This window comes from Vibrio sp. 2132-1 (genome assembly GCF_033344315.1).
The window spans coordinates 284,528-307,176 of sequence record NZ_JAWPON010000003.1 but is presented as its reverse complement, the minus strand read 5'-3'; the positions used below and the strand labels follow the sequence as shown (position 1 = coordinate 307,176).

Genomic DNA, 22,649 nt, shown 5'->3' with positions numbered 1-22,649 from the left:
AGAAAATCGCCGATAGAGCATTGATATTTTTACAAACCAAATAAAACTCGATGAACTAAGCTTGAATAGATGAGTTTGTTATAGATACCTGATAATCAAATCGCTATAATTCGCGCTCCCTGGAACAGAGAGCAAAATATGACCAATAACATCACTCCTATTCATGAGTACAAAAAATACTGGGCAGAGTGTTTTGGTACGGCACCTTTCTTGCCGACCAGTCGCAAAGAAATGGATGCCCTAGGATGGGATAGCTGTGACATTATCATTGTAACCGGTGACGCTTATGTGGATCACCCAAGCTTTGGTATGGCTATCATTGGCCGCCTGCTAGAAGCACAAGGTTTCCGTGTCGGTATCATTGCTCAACCAGAATGGCAAAATAAAGATGCGTTCATGCAACTTGGTAAGCCAAATCTGTTCTTCGGGATCACTGCGGGTAACATGGACTCCATGATCAACCGTTACACCGCGGATAAAAAGCTTCGTCACGATGACGCGTACACACCGAATAACGAAGGTGGTAAACGCCCAGACCGAGCAACGTTGGTTTACTCTCAACGTTGTCGTGAGGCATACAAAGAAGTACCTATTGTTTTAGGTGGTATCGAAGCTAGCCTACGCCGTGTTGCACACTACGATTACTGGTCAGATAAAGTTCGCCGTTCTGTACTGTTTGATGCAAAAGCAGACATCCTACTTTTTGGTAACGCAGAGCGCGCACTTGTCGAAGTAGCACATCGCATCGCAAACGGCGAAGACATCAGCACCATGACCAATATTCGTGGTACTGCCGTGAACTTGCCAGCTGCACCAGAAGGCTACACGGTTATTGATTCTTCTCGCATTGAAAAACCTCGTAAAGAAGCGTTCGTACCAAAGAACCCGTACGAAGTAGAAACTCAGTGTGAAACTAAAAAAGACGAGCCAGTTGCACAACCAATCACAATTCGCCCATCACGCCACGATGCTGCGACGACTGCGGTCCGTTTACCTTCGTTTGAAAAGCTAAGAAACGATCGCATTCTTTATGCGCATGCAAGCCGTGTACTGCATTTAGAAACGAACCCGTACTCTGGTCGAGCGTTACTTCAAAGCCATGGTGATCGTGAACTTTGGGTAAACCAAGCTCCAATTCCATTGACGACCGAAGAGATGGACTTTGTGTTTGGCCTGCCTTACGCGCGTGTTCCTCATCCTATGTACGGCAAAGCAAAAATTCCTGCGTACGACATGATCAAGACGTCTGTGAACATCATGCGTGGTTGCTTTGGTGGCTGTTCTTTCTGTTCGATTACCGAGCATGAAGGTCGAATCATTCAAAACCGTTCGAAAGAGTCTATCATCAACGAGATTGAAGAAATTCGCGACAAAGTTCCAGGCTTTACCGGCACAATTTCCGATCTTGGTGGCCCGACTGCAAACATGTACCGCCTGGGCTGTAAAGATCCAAAAGCGGAAGCGAACTGTCGTCGTCCTTCTTGTGTATTCCCGGGCATCTGTAACAAGCTAAACACAGACCACAAACACACGATCGATTTATACCGCGAAGCGCGTAAAGTTGAAGGCGTGAAGAAAGTGATGGTTGCATCTGGCGTACGTTACGACCTTGCGATTGAATCACCAGAATACGTGAAAGAGCTCGTGACTCACCACGTAGGCGGTTACTTGAAGATTGCACCGGAACATACAGAGAAAGGTCCTCTTGATCTGATGATGAAGCCAGGCATGGGTACGTACGATCGCTTTAAAGAGATGTTCGAGAAATACAGTGCAGAAGCAGGCAAGAAGCAGTACTTAATCCCTTATTTTATCTCTGCGCACCCAGGCACAGAAGACGAAGACATGCTGAACCTTGCTCTGTGGCTGAAAAAGAACAACTTCGAATGTGACCAAGTACAAAACTTCTACCCTTCGCCAATGTGTAACGCAACGTCGATGTACTACTCAGAGACAAACCCTCTGAAACGCGTGAAGTACAAAAAACGTGAAGATGTACCTGTAGCAAAAGGTGAACGTCAACGTCGCCTGCATAAAGCGCTGTTGCGTTATCACGATCCAGCAAACTGGCCAATGATCCGTGAAGCCCTAGTCAGTATGGGTAAAAAACATTTGATCGGTGACAAACAAGGCTGTCTCGTTCCTGCGGAAGACATTGAAGCACAAACACCTGCGCAACGTCGTAAATCTGGTCGTCACGGGGCAAACCGCTTTGCAACCAAACATACCAAAAACCAACCAGGCTTCGGTGGTCATTTGAACAAACGTTCTGAAGGCGGTTCAAAAGATGGTAAACCATCTGGCAACCGTAACGGTTCGGGTAAAGCTACAGGTGGTCAACGCCCTGCAAGCAACGGCCAACGTCCTAGCGGCAACGGTGCAAACCGCCCGGCAGGTAGCAAACCGCAAGGCCAAGGTCGCCCACAAGGACAAAGCAAACCAGCTGGTCAACGTAAACCAAAGCGTCGCTAACTCTTTAGCACTTAAATACTAGAAAGGGCTCCAGAGGTAACTCTGGAGCCCTTTTGTTTTGTCGGCTCATTGAGGCATCACTCACAACTAAAACTTTGATTCAATCAATACAAAAAATGGTAAACACCAACCAACTTATTGGAAAAACAAACAATTATTTGATTGACGCAAAACCATAAAAATCTAACTCATTGATTTTTAATTGCTTTATTTTGGTGCGATATTTGCGTAATAGAATAAAACTCTTAAACATGGGCTAACGATGAATAATCCACTTCCCCCAAAAACTTCTATGTTCTGGTATGACAACAGCTATACCTATGAGGAGGCCGTTCAGGCATTTGAAAGCGATGGTACACTGAAATCGCTGAATATCGTTCCAACCACGGAATCCGATGATCTTGCTGGCTCACCCCCAGAGCGCAGTATGTTTTGGGAGGGAGAAACAAAAAAAATCGATCCGCCACCGCCGTCTGAACCAGAGCCTCTCAATTTAAAAACTGAGAAAGAAGCAACGGAAGCATCACCTGCGCACTTTATCCCAGTCCGCTATGCCATCGATCAGCTAGAAACAGAAGAGACACAACCTTTTGGTTTGCCTGAAGAATGGAAAGGGCAAGGCCCAGCCAAACTCAATACCGTTGGTTACACCCTGCGTCAACTGCGCGACGGTTGGCTGTATGTCTATGATGCAATCAACAAAAGCTTAGACGAATACGAAATCAAAGGAACGCAATTCACGCTCTATAAGTTGGGAGAATCAGAAAGCCCAAAATCAGAGCAGCGTGGGACACCACAAGATGCAAAGCCCTTTCTTACTTACGTCAACGGAAGCGTACTATCGATTTGCTTCTCTGAGCACCGCTGGACATGGCACACGTTCATGCGCGTACTTAACAATCCGAGTAATCATATCGATCGCATGCAAACCATTGTTCTATCCTCAAACGAGAATCAGCACAACATTGCACCAATTGATAAGTTAACCCAAGTCGCTGATATTGAATCTTCTGCCGTCGATGATGGTCGCTTTGCGGATTCTGGCATCGCCACCAAAGCAGATGAAGATGGTTCTGTTTTTAAACCTGTCGCAGTCGAAAGCGATTTAACCTCTGCGATTCCAGAAGAAGAATCAGGCAACTTCGTCGCGATAAAAGATTACGCCGCAGACATTCAAGATATGTCACTGCATTTTGTTGGTGCCGCAAGCCCTTACCGCCTTTTCACTGACCAGTTTTCAAACCAGTGGAACTTGATGCAGACCGCCATGCAACTGTGTATGTTTGGTGCAAGTGACGAGATAGACATGCCAGCTAGCGTTAAGCGTAACGGCGAAGAGCTGTCGTTTTATACCGACATGGCTGACTATTATGACTCTTCTCACCAACTTGATTTGGCAGAGCAGAACAAAAGCTCAGTTCAGTCCGGCTATCCTGCTAAATTTTCCGCTGGAGCGATTGAATCACACCAACATACCCAAAGTGACATTGCTAAAGCGATACAGGACAAATATCGAATTTCTGCGAGCCGTTTTGGTAAATACGAACAATGGATAGCGACTGAACGCTGGCGTCAGCAGCTCAACTGGAAGCAAATGCTGAGCGAGATGCAAGAGCTGTCAGAGCAAAAAGAAACCATGCTAGCCCAAGTGGTTTCGGTCAAACGCGACTTTATCGCAGTAATGGAGTCCTTAACACCTCATCATCTTGAGAGAACCTTCGACCTATACAGCGAAGACACGCAGTACAGCTTGTATCAACTGCACAAGCAAGCCGTTGAGTCATTTACTCTGGTGATGCAAGAAGAAGACCGCCAATGGGCTGAAAGCCAATGGGAAAGACCAACCAGTTTACTTGCTCTCTATGCCTCTGGGTTTAGTCGTAGTTTATTTAAAGTGATGGAGAAGAATATTACAGAGGCGCTTGATGAACAGTCGATCGTCTCAGAAAATCCTGATCCTGATAATCAGTTGATGGACCAGATATCTGATACCAGCAACCGCGTGAATATATACTCTAAGATCATGGACTTTGTTTCCAACCCAAACACTGCGGAAACAGCCTTTCTCAAAGATATCGCCAAAGGTTTCCAAGAGCTGGATATTATTTTTAAATCTGCAATAGGTGCGCTTGCAAAAGGCGTTGTAGAGTTTGGTGTTAGCATGACCTCACAAGTATCAATTTCGCTGATGCCTGTTTTCGCTAAACCTCTGAACCGTCATAGCTATTATTTATTTGCCGTTATTGCAGAACATATGGCACACAATATGCCCGTAACAATAAAAGAAGGTTACGCTCACGATTTTAAAAAATGGAAAACACGCGTAAATGATTATCTGATTAAGCTCGAAAAAAACGATGCAATCATTGCTGACTTCCAGAAAAATAACCGCAAAGCTGACTCTAAATACACAACAGCTTTAGAAAATAGAAAGACTATTAAGAAGGCTCTCGCTGTAGCTACATTGGAGTACCCGCAGTACATTGAGTTACCTGATGATCTACCTCAAAGAACCATCGAGCTTAGAACGCGGATCGTGATGAATAAGCTCAATGACTTGAATAAACTGTTCGAGAATGCCGGTGGTCTAGGCTTTCTGGCATTAGTATTTAACTGCATCGCGCTTGGTGATGCCATGAGCAGTATCCAAGACACAGGGTTAACATCCTCAGATGAATTTTTAGATATTCAGCAAAAGCTTTTTTATACAGCAAACGCTTGGACGGGTATTCGTACGGGTAAGTATTGGGATAAGGTTAAGGGAAGTGACGAACTCAGAGAGCACTCGCTAAAAACTCTAAAAAAGTTAGTAGATCGAAATACAAAAGGCTTTGAAAACCTGATTCTTGATGACTTAAAAGTATTTAATAAATGGCTTGCGATTACAGGGGCTTTAGGAGCGCTGGCTTCAGGTATTGAGGCTTACCGTTCTTGGCAGAGTATCGATAACGTTTATGGCCTCGAAAGCAAATTATATTTAGCGAATACCGTAACACTTGGTTTAACTGGTGCGATTGGTGCGTTTCAGTTCTTAGGAGCCTCTACTGGTACTTTTTCGACTAACTTGCTTTTTGGTGGCCCGGTAACGGCAGCTTTAGTTATTCTTACAGTTACATACTTAGCCATCAATTATAAGTTGAATAAACTGAAACAAGATGATTTCCAAAAATGGTTAGATAAACTGCCTTGGGGTTATCACCCTGCTCGCACTCAGTGGAGCCAATCTTCGAGCTTGCCCGAAAGAGAGAAGCATAATTCAGCATTAGTGCAGCAAGCGCTGTTTGACTTACAATCTATTATTCAACAGCCTACGATATACCATCAACCTATTGAAAATATACAGGCTTATCCAGGCTATACACATCGTGAGTTAGTTGGCTTGGAAGTGCATATTCAGCTGCCACGGCGCGCTGCAACGAATGGTATTATGGTGAGTACTAACAGCAAGGCAACAGAAGATGATTTGACGTCCGGCTCGTGGCATCAAAACGCAGATTTAGTCACTCTTAAAACTCAAGACCTAGCTAGTGCCGAATTGGTGGTGTACAAGGTAGCATTGCCAATCACAGAAGTAGACCATTACCTTGCAATGCAAGTGGTGTACGATACGGAAGATGATGCTCCATCAAAGCGTGAGTATTGGTTCCAAAATAGCGTAAAACAGAGTGCAACTTATCGCGTGATTTCAGACAATACCAAACAAAATATCATTAAAAAATCACTCACCACCGTTGTTGGCACATTAGGTTTTAAGGAGTAACCCTTGGCATATTCACCATTTTATATCACTCCAGAAGAGTTGGCAGTTTATCAAGAGGCACAAGAGCAAGAAATACTCGCAGGCGATAACGTCAGAACATGGCATAAGTATGATGTAGAGGAACCATTTCGCTATTACTTTAAACTTTTTGCGTTTCCATTTGTGATCGCTCCATTCCTATTAACTTTGTTTATACATACGAGTGACACGGTTGACGTAACTATTTTTTCTTTTATTTTATCGGTGATGGTGTCTGGAGCCTTTTACCTTACGATTGGCCTCGACTATCGCTATGACTATATTTTTTCTGACAAAGGCTTTGTGATGAAGAAACGTCGCAACATGCCTAAGTGGGTGAATACCGCCACGCAAGCCGTTGGCTGGATAGGTGCAGTGGTATGTGTGGTGATGGTAGCGATGGTTGGCCCGATGGCGTTAGCAGGTGCAGGTGCTTTTATATTAGTCTCCTTTAAAATGCTTAAACGCCAACCAGATGAACCAACAGAAGTGAGAATTGGAGAGCGTGAGGATTGGCTGTTTGCGGACTACAATAAAAAAAGGAAAGTGATCCAGTTCTATTTTAAGCATGACATATGCAGATATCGAGATACTGCTCATAAGACTATCTTTCGCTCACAAGATAGATCAGATTGTTATGTTTTCTTTAAAACTGAAGCGGATTTAGAATCCATGGTCACACAACTGTCAGAGGTCTACAAACTGGATTGTAAAGAGGTCGATGATCATAAAAAGCTGTTTGAAGCAAAGCCAGAATCAAGGCTCTTTAGTATTCCAGTTTGTAGTAGAGAATATCAAACCGAAGAGGTATTTGATTTAAGGGCGTCAAATGCCCCACTTCCTGAGCGTGAATACCTTTACAACGGCAAGTGGCAAACGGAATCTGAAATCGAACAATCAAAATCTGAACTAACGGCAGCCAAGGTATAAACCTTGGCTTGTTTACCTTTTTACATCCCCCCATGAAAAGCTTTAGATTTACTCTGATGTACAAAAAGAAAAATTGGTTCAAATAACGAATTTTTAACTCGAGGATAGGATAGTAAGCCCGAACCTTTCTATCCTCAACTAAACACCCATTTTGCACTGAGTAAATAGTTACTCACCATGCCTACCAATATGCCTAAGATCAAAGCCAAATAGACCATCACTCCTTGCGTCCCTAACGAGAGCGTTACGCCTTTGAACACAATAAAGTTCGGCAAAGCACTGATACAGGCACTCGCCATAAATTTTTGCCATTGAGCGAAAGGGTTGGTTTTTTCTGCTTGAGAGAAAGTCAGCCAGCGATTGCCACGCCAAGTCGTGGTTGCCGCAAACAAAAATGCTATCCCACGAGCCAGCATCAACTCCAGACCAAGCCAATGGAACAACACAGAAAAGATAAGGGTGTCGACCATAAAGCCGACACCACCTACTAGAGCAAACCTTGTTAACGAAGCAAACCTTTCCAGCGAAGCAAATTTTGGTAATTTGCCCATTCCGCTATCCAACCACACAGGTGTAGAGTGAGCGTTTCGATTTTGCTGTGAACTCGTTGGTACAACTCAACGCATTTTCATGAATCATGCTATCCACTTGCTGCGATTTACCAATCAGGTGGAATTTCTTCAGATTGTTTAAGTCATTCTTATCTTCAAGCTTTTTCGCCTGACCATGACTATAGAACTGACCTGAGAACGGGCGCTTACCAATGTAAAAGACCGGAGCGTTGTCATTAATTTGCGCGAAGATTATACGGTCGCTGCGGCTATCTGCTTTGCCCATATTCAAAACCAACATCGCAATCATAAGCAGGGCTGGCAACACCGCTGCCGTTCCGGTCAACCATTTGAAATCGTGTTTATCCACCAGCATTGCAATCAAAATACCCAACGCAGGCACACCCGGTAATACGTAAGCAGGCAGAATATTCCCAGCCATGGTGAACAAGATCATTGGAGAAATCAGCCAACACATCAGGAAGCTAAACAAACCTTGATGATCGGTTTCAATAGCTTTGAGTACCTTACGACGTTTCCAAGCCAAGATAGGCAATACAATTGACCAAGGCGCAGCCGATTGCAGCCAGAATACCCAGATCATCCCACGTGGTTGATCATGAGCAGAGCCATACAGGTCCCCTTCCCAACCGCTGACAACAAAACGCTTGAAGTGCTCGCCAACAATGAAGTAATCAATAAATCCAGGCGTCGCCATTTCTGCCATGATGTACCAAGGCAGAGCAATCGCCAGCATAAGCGCCAAACCCGATACAATTGGAAAACGCTGCCACAAGGCTTTGAAGGCACCGAAGAAACCATGCTGAATCACAAGCCAAGGAAACACTGCGATGCCCATGATCACGATCGCCACTGGACCTTTTGCTAATAATCCACAAGCCAAACCAAAGAAACCGAGGTAACCCCACAATCGGCTGTGTTTGTCTTTGCCAAGCCAGCAGTAGTAAAAGCCGACCATCGCCATCGTCATTGCCAACGTCAGCGCCATGTCTGTCATCACCGCACCCGCAGCAATTGAAAAGATGCCACACGTCGCCAGTACCAACGCTGCGATGACTGCATTAAAGCCAGCGCGATGCGCCATGAAAGCAACAAAAACAATCGTCGCAACACCCGCTAACCAATGAGGCGCGCGCACTGCAAATTCATTCAATCCAAACAGCTCAATGCCGTAAGCACTCATCCAAGTGAACAGGGGTGGTTTCCCCCAAAAAGGCACGCCGTAATCAAACTGTGGGGTAAGCCAATTGCCTGTTTCCACCATTAAACGCGCCATTTCACCGTAGCGGGCTTCTGTGGTGTCCATCAAAGGGTAGGCAGCAAGTGAAATAAGACGAAGTAAAAGAGCAAACGCCAACAACAACCACAGATGGGTTTTATTAATACTCATGATTACGCGGTTTCTCCCAGTTTAAACTTCATGGTTTGGATGGATTGATGTTTTGCAGGCTGCTCGTAAACAGACTGAACAAGATAAAGAGGACGTTGCTTGGTCTCGACAAAAATGCGGCCAATGTATTCACCCAAAAGGCCAATCGACAGCAGTTGCACACCGCCCAAGGCAAGTTGGACGACCATCATGGATGGGTAGCCAGTGACAGGCTCACCAAACACTACGGTTTTCATCACTATGAATGCGCCATAGATAAAGGCACTGAACGCCACTAACGCACCAGCAAGTGTCGCTAAGCGCAAAGGACGAATGGAAAACGAGGTAATGCCGTCCATTGCAAGGCCAATTAGCTTGAGGTAGTTCCATTTGGTTTCACCACAAAAACGAGCATCACGCTCAAACTGAACCGTCACTTGCTTGAAACCCGGCCAAGAAAAAATGCCTTTCATATATCGGTTACGTTCTGGCAGCGCATTGATGTGTTTAACCACTTTTGCGCTCAGTAGACGGAAATCGCCCACGTTCTCCGGCACATCCAATTTCGCCATGCTATTAAGCACTTTGTAAAAGCAAGCGGCCGAGAAGCGTTTGAACCAGGTTTCACCGTGGCGTTCACTGCGCTGCATGTTCACCACGTCATAACCTTCACGCCATTTTGATACCATTTGCGGGATCAACTCCGGTGGGTCTTGCAAGTCGGCATCAATCACAATCACCGCTTCACCTTGGCAGTGTTCCAGACCCGCACTCATGGCGGACTCTTTGCCAAAGTTACGGCTTAATGCAATACAACGAACGTCGCTAGAAGATTGAGAAAAGTTTTGCGCGATCATTAGGCTGTCATCTTTGCTGCCGTCGTCGACATAGACGATTTCGCAATGTTCTGGCATTTCATCCAAAACGGCGGCTAAACGACGATGAAATTCAGTCAAGACTTCTTGCTCGTTAAAGAATGGCACCACAACAGACAAAACTGTTTTAGGCTCAGTGTGTTGGCTCACCTTTGAAAAGGTTGCAGCGTGAATGTTGAAGGTTGACATGCTACTCTTCCACTAAATCCGATGAATGAATCCAGTCTACAAACATCAACGTGAAAGAGATGTTATTGACATCTTTTTCACGTCCTTAGTGAATAATGTTCGGTTAAGACGAAGTCTTATTTTCGAACACCTGCCCACTTGGAGAGAAATACATGAAACGCGTACTTTTAGTCGAAGATAATCGAGAAATTGCAGGCATGCTGTTCGATTATTTTGAGTGTGCAGGTATGGAACTCGATTATGCAGACAACGGCGAACTCGGCCTGAAACTAGCGATGGAAAACACCTTCGACATCATCTTGCTCGATCTCATGCTGCCACGCATGGATGGCCTGACCATGTGTAATAAACTTCGCGACGCGGGCAACAACACACCGGTACTTATGCTGACGGCGCTCGATAGCCGTGACGATATGCTCAAAGGCTTCCAACACGGTGCGGATGACTATCTGACCAAACCTTTCGATCTGGATATTCTTGAAGCGCGCATGATGGCACTGATCCGCCGTTACCGTGGCACTGTCGCATCGAGCAAGTTGGAATACGGTGAAGTGTCTATCGACCAAAAAACGCGTAAAGCTTATCGCCAAGATAAACTGTTGGCGCTAAACCCTACCACTTACACCATTCTGGAAATGCTTGTGAAAAGCGCGCCAGACGTAGTGACACGCGAAGAAATTGCCTTCCAACTTTGGCAAGAGAACGAGCCGAACAACGACGTTCTGCGCAGCCACATTTACCAACTTCGCAACCAACTTGATAAGCCATTTGAACAACATGTGCTTATCACCGTGCCGAAAGTTGGCTTCCGCTTGGAGACAGGTGCATGATCAATCGCTTACTTGCTAGCACGCAAAGCACACAAAGTATGACAGGGCGACTCGCTCTGTTTTTCTCTTTTGTGTCGGTCGTGATTGGCATCTTCTGCTTTTTGTTGATTACCGGCTCCCTGCTTTGGTCTGAAGACCGCGTGGGCGAGCGTCGTATTATGGTCGACAAAAAAGAAGCAATTGAACATTTCCAGTCCCACCCAGAGCAAGGCAGTATTCAACTTGACCTGCTCACCACTGCATACAACGACATCTCATTGGTTGCCGAGCGCTATCAAAAATACCTGATTGGTCAAAAGCACTTTCTTGATGAAGTAGAAGACGGTGAATACTCGCGCATGGTTTACATGAGCACTTACACCTACAAAGGCGTTGAACATCCCGTTATTCTGGTTTCCTTGATTGATGAAATCGAGATCACCTCAGAGGAATTCATTCTCGTCGTCGCTATGGTGCTGTCCATTGTCGCCGTGCTGGTGTTCCTGTTTGGTAGCCTCCTGCTGCGCTTATCACAACGCTTGATTGAACCCGTCAATGCGCTTAAAACTCAACTCGACCATCATCAAGGCGATGCTACGCAAACTTTTAGCGTGCCAGAGGGCTCGGCCAAAGAGTTCCAAACCCTCGCGGATGAGTTGAATGAGTATCGCCACAAAATCAACCAAGTCATCAAGCGTGAGCAAGCCTTTGCACGATACGCAAGCCATGAACTGCGTACACCGTTAACCGTAATGAAAGGCTCAAGCAGTTTACTGGCAAGAAGTGCGAACACGGATTTCCAGACCCGCCAGGTGAACCGAATTCAAGATGCAACGCAGCAGATGTCGACTATGGTGGATGCCCTACTCGGCTTAGTGCGTTACGAGCGTAATGCAGATGATTCACCAGTGCGCAGCATCACCGAAGAAGAACTCATCCAAATCATCTTCCAAAGCCAAGCTCAGGCGGATGAGAAAGCACTCAGCTTTGATGTACAGATCGACGGAAACCCAAAAACGCGCGCTACCAATGCTGTGTTGACCATTATTCTTGGCAACCTGATTCGCAACGGCATCGCCGCGACACCATCGGGATCAATTCATATCAGCATCGGGGAAAACACCATCTCGGTACGTGATGAAGGCGAAGGCTTTTCGACCATTCCACATTCTGATGGGCACGGATTGGGTTTGATGATTGTGGATGATTTATGCCAGCGTTATGGCTGGCAATTTAAGATTGGTACACATCCAGAAGGTGGTTGTGAGGCGGTGATTAATCTTGCGTCAGAGCATCAAGAGGCTTGATCAGAGTAACTTCCTCAGCGCCTAATTCAATTGAGAGGTATCTACTTTGCTAAGTATCAAACGAGCAATTCGATACCTCTTTTTAATTTCGATTGAATGAAATCTTATGCTGCAAGCGCTGCTAGTCGATTGAATGCTTGCGATGCCGATTCCGACGCCTCACACACAGAAAACATATCTTCGATAAAGTACTTCAACGCTCTAGATTCAATGGTTCGGATTGCCGCTTGCTGTTCGTCCGATAAGTAACCGTAAATGCTCGCCGCACCAAAATCGCCGAAGATCATCTCACCTTGCTCATTAACCAAAGTATTGTGCGCATACAAATCGCCATGGCACACCTTGTTGTCGTGCAGGTGATTAAACACGTCCACCATCTGCTCAACAATGGAATTGACTTGCTCGACCGTCAACGTAAAACCTTGTGGGAATGTATCTCGGGTGCAAGTTTCCAACGTTGGTGGCAAACCCAAGTTGTAGTAACAGTTTGGGATCAGCTCCATCACCAAAGCAAGCTCATTACCGTCATCCACTTGCGCGATGGATTTCACCAAGTTGTTGTGATGCCCGGCTTGCAAACATGCTTCAAGTTCATCATGTGGGTAGCCGTCGCTGGTCACTTCGCCCTTGAACACTTTCACCGCCACTTCATTCGGGAAGTCGTATTGAGCGTCAGTCCAGTTAGCATGAGAAATCACACCACTCGCACCTTGGCCAAGAACATGATTAAGCGAGTAACTGTTTGTCGTCACTTTCGGCACACTATCTAACGAAGATGGGTGTTTGCAGAATGGGTTACCTGCGAAAGCAAACCATGCCAATTTAGGCAGCTTCATCAACACATCCGGGAAGTGCTCTAACTGGTTCGCAGATAAACGAATCAATTCTAAATTGACCAAGTTTTCCATGCTGTTTGGCAGTTGTTTGATGCGATTGCCCGCCAATGCAAGCTTTCTTAGGCGTGGTCTTTCACCCAGACTGTTTGGCAGAACTTCAATCTCGTTGTCGGTCAGAATCAACCAACGTAACTGAGTTGGTAGTGAGGCTTCACTCACCACTTTAATCTTGTTGGTTTTAAACCCAACCATCTCAAGGTTTGGCAATTTACCCAAGACCTCTGGCAGATGGGTGAACTGGTTGTTGGAAGCAAAGATGATTTTTAGCTTGGTCAACTGTTCCAACTCTGGTGGTAAATCTGACAGTGCGTTACCAGACAAATCTAACACTTCAAGCGTTTCTGCAAGCTCTAAAATTTCCATAGGAAACTCAGTTAGCCCTTCTGCCAACTTCAGTTGTTTCGTTCCTACTAATTGTCCTGTTTTTAATTGTTCTAGAGTTTGCAAAACCAAGCCTTCTGATTGAGTTGAAATAAGCGGCGTAGTTTACGTGGCTTGAAGCAGAAAGGCGAGCCATTGCATTACAGCCCCAGTAAAAGCGCGTCAAAACATCAGGAATAACCGAAATGGTTGTACTGAAACACAGACTTTTTATCTGGGTTTAATGGCGTTACACTACGCGCCCTTTTTAAATGGCAAAGGTGACACGGTTTATTCCGTCAGCATCGACATGAAACTCTCAGAAAGTCCTATCACCCAACATAGCTTTAATGGGCACAAATTTTTCCTTAAACGTGACGACATGCTCCACTCCCACTTTTCTGGGAACAAAGCACGTAAGTTTATGACGTTAATGGAAGAGCACAATCCCGACATCACCACGTTAATAAGCTTTGGCTCCGCTCAATCTAATGCCATGTACTCGCTAGCGGCTCTCGCCCAGATTAAAGATTGGGCATTTGAGTTTTATGTTCATCACATTCCATCTTGGCTAAAAAGCTCCCCCATCGGAAACTATCGCGGCGCTCTCGATTTGGGTATGAAAATCACCGCCATGCAAGACATCGGTAGCGAACTCCACCCTAGTGAGTACATCCACCAGGTACGAAGATTAGATGAATCGACATTGCTTATTCCAGAAGGTGGACGTTCCCACCTCGCTGAAGCTGGCATCAAACAGTTAGCACGAGAAATTCTTGATTGGACGCGATTGAGAGGTAAAGAGCAGTTTGCGGTCGCCCTGCCATCAGGCACTGGCACGACGTCTTTATATCTTCATAAACATTTAAGTCCACACGGCATTGAAGTGCTAACTTGCCCTTGCGTAGGCGATGCAGATTACTTAACTGAGCAGTTCAACCAGCTCGGTGAAAACAGCCACCCAACCATTTTAACTATCCGCAACAAACACCATTTTGGTCGCTTGTACGAAGAAGATTACATCACATGGAAAGCACTCTTTGAGCAAACCGACCTCGAATTTGACCTGTTATACGACCCGTATATGTGGCAATGCCTCACCCCTTGGTTGGAAGAGAACACAGATAAAATGGTGATTTATATTCACCAAGGCGGGTTACTTGGCAACGAGTCGATGTTGCCAAGATATCAACGAGAATTTGAATAGCGTGTTCAGATAAAGTTGTTGTTGATTCCAGTGATTACTCTATTTGATGAGCGCCAGAATTTCTTTGAATTCAGGTGCTCGGCAATCTTCGACCATTTCATACAAACACATTTCTAGCCCAGTGAGCACCACACCGTTAGCGGTTAACTTCGCAAGAGCGAGCGCTTTATTGGCAGCGGTTCGGGAAGATACACAATCCGTGACTAATTCAACGCGATAACCGGACTGGCGCAGAGAAACCGCGGTTTGATAGACGCAAATGTGGGATTCAATACCGCAAACCAACCAGGTATCAACTTTCGCGTTCTCCACCGCGACCTTAAACGTCGCCTCTTTGCAACCATCAAACGTGTACTTGGTAATAGGTAAATGCGTGCTTTCAAGCACTTCACGAATCGGCTCCGCGGTTGGGCCCAACCTTTCTCGATTCTGTTCTAGCCACAGAATAGGCAAATCTAGTGCTTTGGCACCCTTTACCAGTTTCGTGATATTTTCAATCAGTGCGTCGCTTTCATGCATTAATGTAGCGAGTTTGCCCTGAACATCCACCACAATCAGGCCCGTGTTTCCTTTCGATAACATTTCCATCTCCTATCTTGTGCGACCACAAACCATACTCAACAAGTTGAGCAACAGTTAATGTATCAGAACCCTTTCATGTTAGAGCAATAAAACCTAGAAAGATGACCTTCGCTCACACATTTGCCCTTAGGTAAGTGTGGTTTGAACTGACTATTTAAATTTCTCTCGAATTAGCTCAATCAAGGCTTTGACTTTATTGGGCAGAAATAAGGCCGAGGGATAAATCAGAGTAAGATGCTGCTTCGGATGCGCGAATTGAGGCAGCACCTCGACCAACAAACCGTCTCTCAGTGCAGGCTTGGAATGAATTTGTGGAATAAACGCGATGCCGTTTCCTGCTATCGCCATCGAGCGCAGCAAGTTGAGGTCGTCCGAGCGCAACGCCACATGCAGATCTGAATCGAGCAAATCAGCATTGTAACGATTAGTTAAAAGGCGATGCTGCTTAAGATCTTCCACCGTTTTTACTGGCGGATGCGATTCTAGATAGGCTTTTGACGCAACAAAGTGACTACGATAAGGCAAAAGACTGAACTGCACATAGCTGTCATCGGTGACTTTGACCACGCTCGGAAGAAGCTGCAAATCAAACGATTGACGCTTGAGATCGACACTCTCTTGATGGTTTTCAATCTCGACCGAAATATCCGGATACCGCGTTGTGTACTCGGTGATGATCGCGTTAAACGCGGCAGAGCTCATCAATGCGGAAGGAATGGCTAAACGCACCTTGCCCGTCAGCTCTTGTTGATATTCGTGCATGGCATTTAAACCTTGCTGAATATGGTCAATAGGCTGCCCCACCAACTCAAACAAGCGTTTCCCGTGCTCCGTCAACTCAATGCTGCGTGTTGTGCGGATCAAAAGCTGTACCCCGAGCGATTTCTCTAATTCTTGCAGACGACGACTCACTTTTGAGCGTTGTAGTTGATTCGCCTCTGCCGCTGCACTTATACCGCCGTGAACCACCGTCTGAGTGAATAGGTAAATATCATCAAAATTAACGTTCATTGTCCTATTTTTAGGTCATTTATGTTCGTATTATCATTCTACTGAATTGTGAGTGACTTCTCTATAATCCGCTATCCAATATGTTTAATGGAACTTGTAATGACGGCTGACCAAAAATTCAAACACTGGATGCGAACTTTGATTGTCCTGTTCATCGTACTATTTTTGTACATTATCATTGCTGACCGCCACGCCCCCTTAACGACCGAAGGACGAGTGCAAGGATACGTTGTCCAAGTCGCACCCGAGGTATCTGGTAAAGTGACCGACGTTCTCATCGAGAATAACCAGTCCGTTCAAAAAGGCGATGTGTTGTTTACGATTGATGATCGTAAATACAAGATAGCACTTGAACAGGCGGAGCTGTCTCTGCAATCCGCTTATGAAAAAGAAGCAACACTGTATTCTCAACGCGAAGCCGCTCTTGCCAATATTGCCCGCGCACAAGCGACATTTGATAATGCACACCGCGAATACAACCGCTTACTGACGTTATCGAAGCAGAAAGTCATCTCTCAATCGACACTCGATAATGCCTTTGCCCAAAATCAGGTATCACGTGCAGCGCTTAAAGCGGAACGACAAAACTTAAAAGTCATTGAGGCGCAATTAGGCGATCAAAAAGGTCAAAGCACCGCCGTTCGAATTGCCAAAAACGGCATCGAAAAGGCGCAACTTGATTTGGCAAATACCGCGGTACTCGCTCCCAGTGATGGTGTCGTGACCAACCTGCAACTAGAAGTTGGCACGATGGCAAACACCAACATGCCATTGCTGACATTTGTACCAACAGGATCACTCTGGGTAGCCGCTGATTTTCGTGAAAAATCCGTCGCGAACGTAGACAAGACTTTCCACGCCTTGGTCACATTTGATGCCAACCCGGGTTCGGTGTACGACTTTGATTTAGCTAGCCGCGATTACGGTGTAGCAGCCGCACAACAAACGCCTAATGGCGCACTAACCAAAGTGGAAGTGAACAACCGCTGGGTACGTGATGCGCAGCGTACACGAGTGAACCTAACCAGCAGCGAAGAGTTACCACCAGCACTGTTTGTCGGCTCTCGCGCTACCATTGTTTTGTACCCAGACAACAGCATTTTCTGGCAGTTGATGGCGCAAGCACAGATTCACCTCGCAAGCTGGTTCCACTTCATTTACTAGGCGGCGACAATGAAAACCTTACGAATTTGGTTCGGCTGCTCTTTAGGGCTCGCGCTAAGCATGATCTTCGGTTGGTCTTACGGATTTTTTGCCATCATGATGCCGCTGTTTATATTGGGCAGAATGGACCACTTTAACCTAGCGGCTTTATTGATCGTGTTTTTCTCTGCGGTGTGGACAACCATACAAGCCACATTTTTACTGGAATACTTGCAGTTTCATCCAACATTAATGAACGTAGCCGTTGGAATCATGATGCTGTTCAAGTGCATTGCAATGATGAACCAGAAAACCTATTTGTTTGGTTACATGGGGCTGTTGGTGGGTTCAATTGTGTTGAATTTTGCCAGCTATAACTTCATGGATATTGAAGAGTTCAACGTCAACATGTGGGTGATGGCGTTCAGCAATATTTTTGTTTGCGCATTCGCGTATTGGTTGTTCCCTGAGCCAAAATCCTCCGCCGAACACATTGAGATATCGACCCCCGTGAAAAGCGATATTGACTACATCAGCCAAGTTGCCATGGGTTGGGTAGTGGCGATGGCGGCATTTATCGTATTCCAAGTAGCAGACTTATATGACTCGCTATCCGCACAAGCTTCCATTTTGATCATCCTAACCCCAATGACTTTAGCGGGCTCGCTCGCCATGGCAAAAATTCGCATCATCGGCACCGCACTAGGCTGCATCGCAGGGATGGCTGTTCAGCTCATATTGGGCAGTTGGTATGGGCATGGGCTACTCTTTTGGCTCGCCTTTACCATTGCGATGGGGCCATTCTGCTTGTGGCTCACCAAGGGGCAAATTAAAGCGGCTATCGCGTTTTCTGCCATGTCTGCCCTATCGGTTCCGCTGACGACCTCATTGGTGCCAGAACAAAAAGACGCGTTCTTTTCGATCTTGTACCGTTTCAGCTCGATTTTCGTTGCTGTTCTGCTCACCGCGATGGTGATGTGGGTGGTGCATCACTGGATTCGTGTGATATTGCTAAAGCATCCTGAGATGAAGAACGTGGAGTTGAATTAAGCCTTGGCAGAGGCTGGAAACGGGAAATGTATGTCGCTCACTTTACTGTGAGCGGCATTTTTATTTAAAACGGTCACCCTGAACATTGAGGAACGAGCGTGGTTCAGGATCTACTCACCGAGTGCTGTAAAGTTCTAAGGTTATCGCCATTTTCCAGTGAGTTGTTAGTAGATTCCTAGTCTCGTCTAGACTCGCTGGAATGACCAAAATTTGAATACAAGCCAAATAGTTGGGTATGTGAGTAACGTATCTTCCAACATCCGTCATCCTGAACAGCGAGGGACGAAGTGATTCAGAATCTACTAATCACGTGCTTTGAAGTGCGAAAGTTCTCGTCATTTACCAGCGAGCTGTTATCAGATTCCTAGTCTCGTTTAAACTCGCTGGAATGACGCTATCTTGAAACTGCTCTAATAACTAGGGTTGTGGCGAGCAATATATCTTCCAATATCCGTCATCCTGAACAACGAGGGACGAGGTGATTCAGGAGCTACCCACCGAGTGCTTTGAAGTGCGAAAGTTATCGTCATTTCCTAGCGAGCTGTAATCAGATTCCTAGTCTCGTCTAGACTCGCTGGAATGACCCTATCTTGGAGCAGATCCAATACCTAGGGTTGTGGCGAGCAATGTATCTTCCAACATCCGTCATCCTGAACAGCGAGGGACGAGCGTGATTCAGGATCTACCCACCGAGTGCTTTGAAGTGCGGAAGTTATCGCTATTTCCTAGCGAGCAGTAAACCGATTCCTAGTCTCATTTAAACTCGCTAGAATGACCCTCTCTTGGAGCAGATCCAATACCTAGGGTTGTGGCGAGCAATGTATCTTCCAACATCCGTCATCCTGAACAGCGAGGGACGAGCGTGATTCAGGATCTACCCACCGAGTGCTTTGAAGTGCGGAAGTTATCGCTATTTCCTAGCGAGCAGTAAACCGACTCCTAGTCTCATTTAAACTCGCTAGAATGACCCTAATTTTAGTTCATGGTGCGGAGCCTAAGTATTAACATCAACCCACCAACTCTTTACGAATGATCTCCGCACCCGCACTTAACGCATTGAGCTTAGCGGTCGATACTTCAAGAGACAAAGGCGCCATACCACAGTTGGTACATGGGTAAAGCTTGTCGGCATCAACGTATTTCAATGCCTCTCGCAGTGTATTCGCCACTTCTTCTGGCGTTTCAATTTCGTTGGTTGCAACGTCAATCGCACCAACCATCACTTTCTTACCGCGAATCAACTCAAGTAACTCAATAGGCACTCGTGAGTTATGACACTCAAGCGAGATAATATCGATATTTGACTGCTGCAATTTAGGGAATACTTCTTCGTATTGTCGCCATTCAGTGCCTAGCGTTTGCTTCCAATCCGTGTTCGCTTTGATGCCGTAGCCATAGCAGATGTGCACTGCAGTTTCACATTTCAGCCCTTCAATCGCACGCTCTAAACACGCAATGCCCCATTCGTTCACATCATCGAAAAACACATTGAACGCAGGTTCATCGAATTGAATAATGTCGACACCCGCCGCTTCAAGCTCTTTCGCTTCTTGGTTGAGGATCTTTGCAAATTCCCAAGCCAGCTTTTCACGGCTACCGTAATGATCATCATAAAGTGTGTCGATCATCGTCATAGGGCCTGGCAGCGCCCACTTGATAGGTTGCTTAGTTTGCTGACGCAAGAACTTGGCATCTTCAACAAACACGGGCTTTGTGCGGCTTACTGGGCCAACCACCGTCGGAACACTTGCTTCATAACGGTTGCGAATGGTCACCGTTTTACGGTTTTCAAAATCTACGCCGCTTAAATGCTCAATAAAGGTCGTCACAAAATGTTGCCGAGTTTGCTCTCCATCACTGACGATATCAACGCCTGCCAATTCTTGCTCTTGCAAAGCGACGCGTAGCGCATCACGTTTGCCATCAATCAGTTCTTCACCTTGCAGTTTCCACGGTGACCAAAGTTTTTCTGGTTCGGCCAGCCAAGAAGGTTTCGGTAAACTGCCAGCCGTTGAAGTCGGTAATAGTGTTTTCATCGTCATTCCTTTCTAGATTCTCGTTGTCGATTACGCGTAGTTTGCAGACCATTGTTCAAGCACAGATTGATAAGGTTTGATGAAATGCTCCTCGGCAAATTTTCCTTGTTCAATCGCCAGTTGGCTGCGCTCTTCTCGGTCGTAAACGATTTGAGTTAGCGAGTGGTCTAGGTTTTTTAGGTTTGGCTGGTAGCAATTACCGGCAACCGCGTTGGCATTGTAAATCTCAGGTCGGTAAATCTTCTGGAATGTCTCCATCGTGCTAATCGTGCTGATAAGCTCTAGGTTTGAATAATCGTTCAACAAGTCACCGAAGAAGTAAAATGCCAACGGTGCAACGCTGTTTGGCGGCATAAAGTAGCGCACCTGTAAGCCCATCTTCTTGAAGTACTGCTCCGTCAACGAAGATTCGTTCGGCTGATATTCAAAGCCCAAAACAGGATGTTGGTTTTCGGTGCGTCGGTATACCTTGTTGTCCGATACACTCAGACAAATCACCGGCAGCTTTTTGAAATGCTGTTTGTAAGACTCAGAATTAACGAAAGCTTTGAACAGTTTGCCATGCAAATCACCGAAGTTCGCTGGGATGCTGAACTGTGGCTGGTTTTTGTTGTGGTCCAACAGCAAAACGCTAAAGTCGTAATCACGCACGTATGAAGAGAAGTTGTTGCCCACAATGCCTTCAATGCGCTCGTTAGTGTTGTGGTCAACAATGTTGGTTTTGAGCACTTCAATCGATGGGAAGGCTTCTCCACTACCTTGGATATCCATATCAACGGAGATGATTTCAAGTTCAACGGAGTAGCGGTCACCTTGCGCGTTATCCCAATATGCCAACGCATTAAAACGATTGTCGATCATTCGGAGCGCATTGCGCAGATTCTCTCGGCGGTAGTTTCCGCGAGCCAGATTAGCAAAGTTGGTAGTGATTCGCGTGTTGTCTGATGGTTGGTAATTCTCATCAAAGCGAATGCTTTTGATAGCAAATGTGAAATCGTTATTCATCGTGAGTTGGTATCCTATTTCCTTAGATAAAGCAGACTTTTCCTAACTCTGTGCATGGGGACATTTTTTGTTTTTTGGTTTTCCCAATCGTTAGGTTGCACAGCACTTACGACGAACGGTTCGTACAAAAAATGACCGTCGCAGTGCCTAACACCAGAGCAGTCCTTTTTTATACTTGCTTCACGAGTTGAGTAATATTGGTATTGTTTCACATTGAACATGAAGGAAATTCATAGTGGGAGTTCCAACCCTGAGAGAGCTATCGTAGATACTGTTTTTCATTGACACCAATACACGTAACTTGGCGAGCATATTGCCAATATGTGTAATTAAGAAACGGATAAGAGATTAGCAGTACGTAAACCAGTTTTAAGCCGAGAAAACGCATTGTATAAACAATACGCCAACTGGAATATAGGACAGCGTAACTTAAATAGCACTTTTCACACTCCATCGTTTATTCAAGCATTCGTTTAATTAGAAGTACGTTACATTTTATATTCTCGAAACATGATTATTTAATAATCTTATTTATTTCTTTTTCTATCTTTACCATCTTAAACGTAAAGTTTAATTTCCTGCTGTAAAAGCACATATAACTTCATACACGAACATGGCAACTTCATTGACGGACTTTATCACTCAACTATTACATTAAGCTCTAAAAAAATAATAACAAAAAACATAAACCACTGTTTTAATTTGAATTAAATCCATAAACCCGAGATAACCACATAACGATACTTTACTTAATTTGGTATAACAAAAACCCTAAAAATAACATGGCTAACATTTATAAAATTCACTTTTATCAATAGAAAACCTCAACACAACATTAGAAAATTAAAATTAAGCAATAACTTAAAAAGACAAGACTTAATAACCAAATTCTTATTTATTATAGTTGAGTGGTGAATTTAAAAACTATGAGACATTAATCCCACGAATCTATCCTTTTTCTTTTTTTAATAAAAAACAAGATGCACTATTTCACCGCTCATTTATTGAGCTTGAATTTATAACCTGTCCATAATTATAAAGTGCCCATCAAGATGGTT

At 45.2% G+C, this 22,649-nt stretch carries 16 protein-coding genes; 8 read left to right on the top strand and 8 right to left on the bottom strand.

All coding sequences use genetic code 11. The features are described from left to right. Positions 1-138: 138 nt before the first annotated feature. The 3 genes from R8N47_RS04830 to R8N47_RS04820 all read left to right on the top strand — a co-directional run bounded on the left by R8N47_RS04830 (position 139) and on the right by R8N47_RS04820 (position 7,180). The gene (locus tag R8N47_RS04830) at positions 139-2,472 is read left to right on the top strand and encodes a YgiQ family radical SAM protein (RefSeq protein ID WP_064354146.1); all 2,334 of its coding nucleotides are present in this window, start codon (positions 139-141) and stop codon (positions 2,470-2,472) included. 262 nt (positions 2,473-2,734) lie between these two features. Beyond that, complete coding sequence (locus R8N47_RS04825) at positions 2,735-6,232, top strand: T6SS effector BTH_I2691 family protein (RefSeq protein ID WP_064354147.1); 3,498 nt, start codon at positions 2,735-2,737, stop codon at positions 6,230-6,232. A gap of 3 nt (positions 6,233-6,235) precedes the next feature. Further along, positions 6,236-7,180, top strand: a complete 945-nt coding sequence (locus R8N47_RS04820; protein WP_064354148.1) for a hypothetical protein — start codon at positions 6,236-6,238, stop codon at positions 7,178-7,180. Positions 7,181-7,314: 134 nt separating this feature from the next. On the opposite strand, the gene R8N47_RS04815 is transcribed toward R8N47_RS04820, so the two are convergent. Genes R8N47_RS04815 through R8N47_RS04805 form a run of 3 tightly spaced genes read right to left on the bottom strand, consistent with a single transcriptional unit; the run spans position 7,315 to position 10,185 of the window. Beyond that, positions 7,315-7,731 carry a GtrA family protein gene (locus R8N47_RS04815; RefSeq protein ID WP_064354149.1) on the bottom strand — a complete coding sequence of 139 codons (417 nt, stop codon included), beginning with the start codon at positions 7,729-7,731 and terminating at the stop codon, positions 7,315-7,317. A gap of 4 nt (positions 7,732-7,735) precedes the next feature. Continuing rightward, the gene (locus R8N47_RS04810) at positions 7,736-9,142 is read right to left on the bottom strand and encodes an ArnT family glycosyltransferase (protein WP_045412049.1); all 1,407 of its coding nucleotides are present in this window, start codon (positions 9,140-9,142) and stop codon (positions 7,736-7,738) included. A 2-nt stretch (positions 9,143-9,144) separates the two neighbouring features. Further along, a complete protein-coding gene (locus tag R8N47_RS04805) occupies positions 9,145-10,185 on the bottom strand; it encodes a glycosyltransferase family 2 protein (protein WP_017820495.1) in 1,041 nt (346 codons plus the stop codon). Positions 10,186-10,337: 152 nt separating this feature from the next. On the opposite strand from R8N47_RS04805, the gene R8N47_RS04800 reads away from it, so the two are divergent. Next, entirely contained in the window at positions 10,338-11,015 is a 678-nt protein-coding gene (locus R8N47_RS04800; protein ID WP_005389368.1) for a response regulator transcription factor, read from the top strand. Continuing rightward, positions 11,012-12,301: a sensor histidine kinase gene (locus R8N47_RS04795; protein ID WP_064354151.1), complete on the top strand. Its 1,290-nt coding sequence runs from the start codon at positions 11,012-11,014 to the stop codon at positions 12,299-12,301. The genes R8N47_RS04800 and R8N47_RS04795 overlap by 4 nt, the downstream gene beginning before the upstream one ends. A gap of 104 nt (positions 12,302-12,405) precedes the next feature. On the opposite strand, the gene R8N47_RS04790 is transcribed toward R8N47_RS04795, so the two are convergent. Continuing rightward, entirely contained in the window at positions 12,406-13,644 is a 1,239-nt protein-coding gene (locus R8N47_RS04790) for a leucine-rich repeat-containing protein kinase family protein (protein WP_064354152.1), read from the bottom strand. 223 nt (positions 13,645-13,867) lie between these two features. Between R8N47_RS04790 and R8N47_RS04785 the strand changes: the two genes are divergently transcribed. Beyond that, complete coding sequence (locus R8N47_RS04785; RefSeq protein ID WP_064354217.1) at positions 13,868-14,764, top strand: 1-aminocyclopropane-1-carboxylate deaminase/D-cysteine desulfhydrase; 897 nt, start codon at positions 13,868-13,870, stop codon at positions 14,762-14,764. Between the two features lie 39 nt (positions 14,765-14,803). Here R8N47_RS04785 and R8N47_RS04780 read toward each other — a convergent pair whose 3' ends face one another. Both R8N47_RS04780 and R8N47_RS04775 read right to left on the bottom strand, forming a co-directional pair. After that, positions 14,804-15,346: an isochorismatase family protein gene (locus R8N47_RS04780; RefSeq protein WP_064354153.1), complete on the bottom strand. Its 543-nt coding sequence runs from the start codon at positions 15,344-15,346 to the stop codon at positions 14,804-14,806. Positions 15,347-15,496: 150 nt separating this feature from the next. After that, positions 15,497-16,357, bottom strand: a complete 861-nt coding sequence (locus R8N47_RS04775; RefSeq protein WP_064354154.1) for a LysR family transcriptional regulator — start codon at positions 16,355-16,357, stop codon at positions 15,497-15,499. A 99-nt stretch (positions 16,358-16,456) separates the two neighbouring features. Here R8N47_RS04775 and R8N47_RS04770 point away from each other — a divergent pair, with 99 nt between their 5' ends. Both R8N47_RS04770 and R8N47_RS04765 read left to right on the top strand, forming a co-directional pair. After that, positions 16,457-17,521 carry an HlyD family secretion protein gene (locus R8N47_RS04770; RefSeq protein ID WP_005376744.1) on the top strand — a complete coding sequence of 355 codons (1,065 nt, stop codon included), beginning with the start codon at positions 16,457-16,459 and terminating at the stop codon, positions 17,519-17,521. Between the two features lie 9 nt (positions 17,522-17,530). Next, positions 17,531-18,550, top strand: coding sequence for a DUF2955 domain-containing protein (locus R8N47_RS04765; RefSeq protein ID WP_064354155.1), 1,020 nt, complete (start codon positions 17,531-17,533; stop codon positions 18,548-18,550). A gap of 1,007 nt (positions 18,551-19,557) precedes the next feature. Here the strand turns inward: R8N47_RS04765 and R8N47_RS04760 are convergent. Beyond that, on the bottom strand, positions 19,558-20,586 hold the full coding sequence (locus R8N47_RS04760) for a methionine synthase (RefSeq protein WP_017636058.1): 1,029 nt from the start codon (positions 20,584-20,586) through the stop codon (positions 19,558-19,560). A gap of 30 nt (positions 20,587-20,616) precedes the next feature. Next, on the bottom strand, positions 20,617-21,591 hold the full coding sequence (locus tag R8N47_RS04755) for a DUF1852 domain-containing protein (protein ID WP_017636059.1): 975 nt from the start codon (positions 21,589-21,591) through the stop codon (positions 20,617-20,619). Positions 21,592-22,649 lie beyond the last annotated feature (1,058 nt).

What these genes read in the sequence shown, in the direction of transcription:
- R8N47_RS04830 (WP_064354146.1), top strand. Translation starts at nt 139, where the DNA reads ATGACCAATAACATCACTCCTATTCATGAGTACAAAAAATACTGGGCA.
- R8N47_RS04825 (WP_064354147.1), top strand. Translation starts at nt 2,735, where the DNA reads ATGAATAATCCACTTCCCCCAAAAACTTCTATGTTCTGGTATGACAAC.
- R8N47_RS04815 (WP_064354149.1), bottom strand. Translation starts at nt 7,731, where the DNA reads ATGGGCAAATTACCAAAATTTGCTTCGCTGGAAAGGTTTGCTTCGTTA.
- R8N47_RS04810 (WP_045412049.1), bottom strand. Translation starts at nt 9,142, where the DNA reads ATGAGTATTAATAAAACCCATCTGTGGTTGTTGTTGGCGTTTGCTCTT.
- R8N47_RS04805 (WP_017820495.1), bottom strand. Translation starts at nt 10,185, where the DNA reads ATGTCAACCTTCAACATTCACGCTGCAACCTTTTCAAAGGTGAGCCAA.
- R8N47_RS04800 (WP_005389368.1), top strand. Translation starts at nt 10,338, where the DNA reads ATGAAACGCGTACTTTTAGTCGAAGATAATCGAGAAATTGCAGGCATG.
- R8N47_RS04795 (WP_064354151.1), top strand. Translation starts at nt 11,012, where the DNA reads ATGATCAATCGCTTACTTGCTAGCACGCAAAGCACACAAAGTATGACA.
- R8N47_RS04785 (WP_064354217.1), top strand. Translation starts at nt 13,868, where the DNA reads ATGAAACTCTCAGAAAGTCCTATCACCCAACATAGCTTTAATGGGCAC.
- R8N47_RS04780 (WP_064354153.1), bottom strand. Translation starts at nt 15,346, where the DNA reads ATGTTATCGAAAGGAAACACGGGCCTGATTGTGGTGGATGTTCAGGGC.
- R8N47_RS04775 (WP_064354154.1), bottom strand. Translation starts at nt 16,357, where the DNA reads ATGAACGTTAATTTTGATGATATTTACCTATTCACTCAGACGGTGGTT.
- R8N47_RS04770 (WP_005376744.1), top strand. Translation starts at nt 16,457, where the DNA reads ATGACGGCTGACCAAAAATTCAAACACTGGATGCGAACTTTGATTGTC.
- R8N47_RS04765 (WP_064354155.1), top strand. Translation starts at nt 17,531, where the DNA reads ATGAAAACCTTACGAATTTGGTTCGGCTGCTCTTTAGGGCTCGCGCTA.
- R8N47_RS04760 (WP_017636058.1), bottom strand. Translation starts at nt 20,586, where the DNA reads ATGAAAACACTATTACCGACTTCAACGGCTGGCAGTTTACCGAAACCT.
- R8N47_RS04755 (WP_017636059.1), bottom strand. Translation starts at nt 21,591, where the DNA reads ATGAATAACGATTTCACATTTGCTATCAAAAGCATTCGCTTTGATGAG.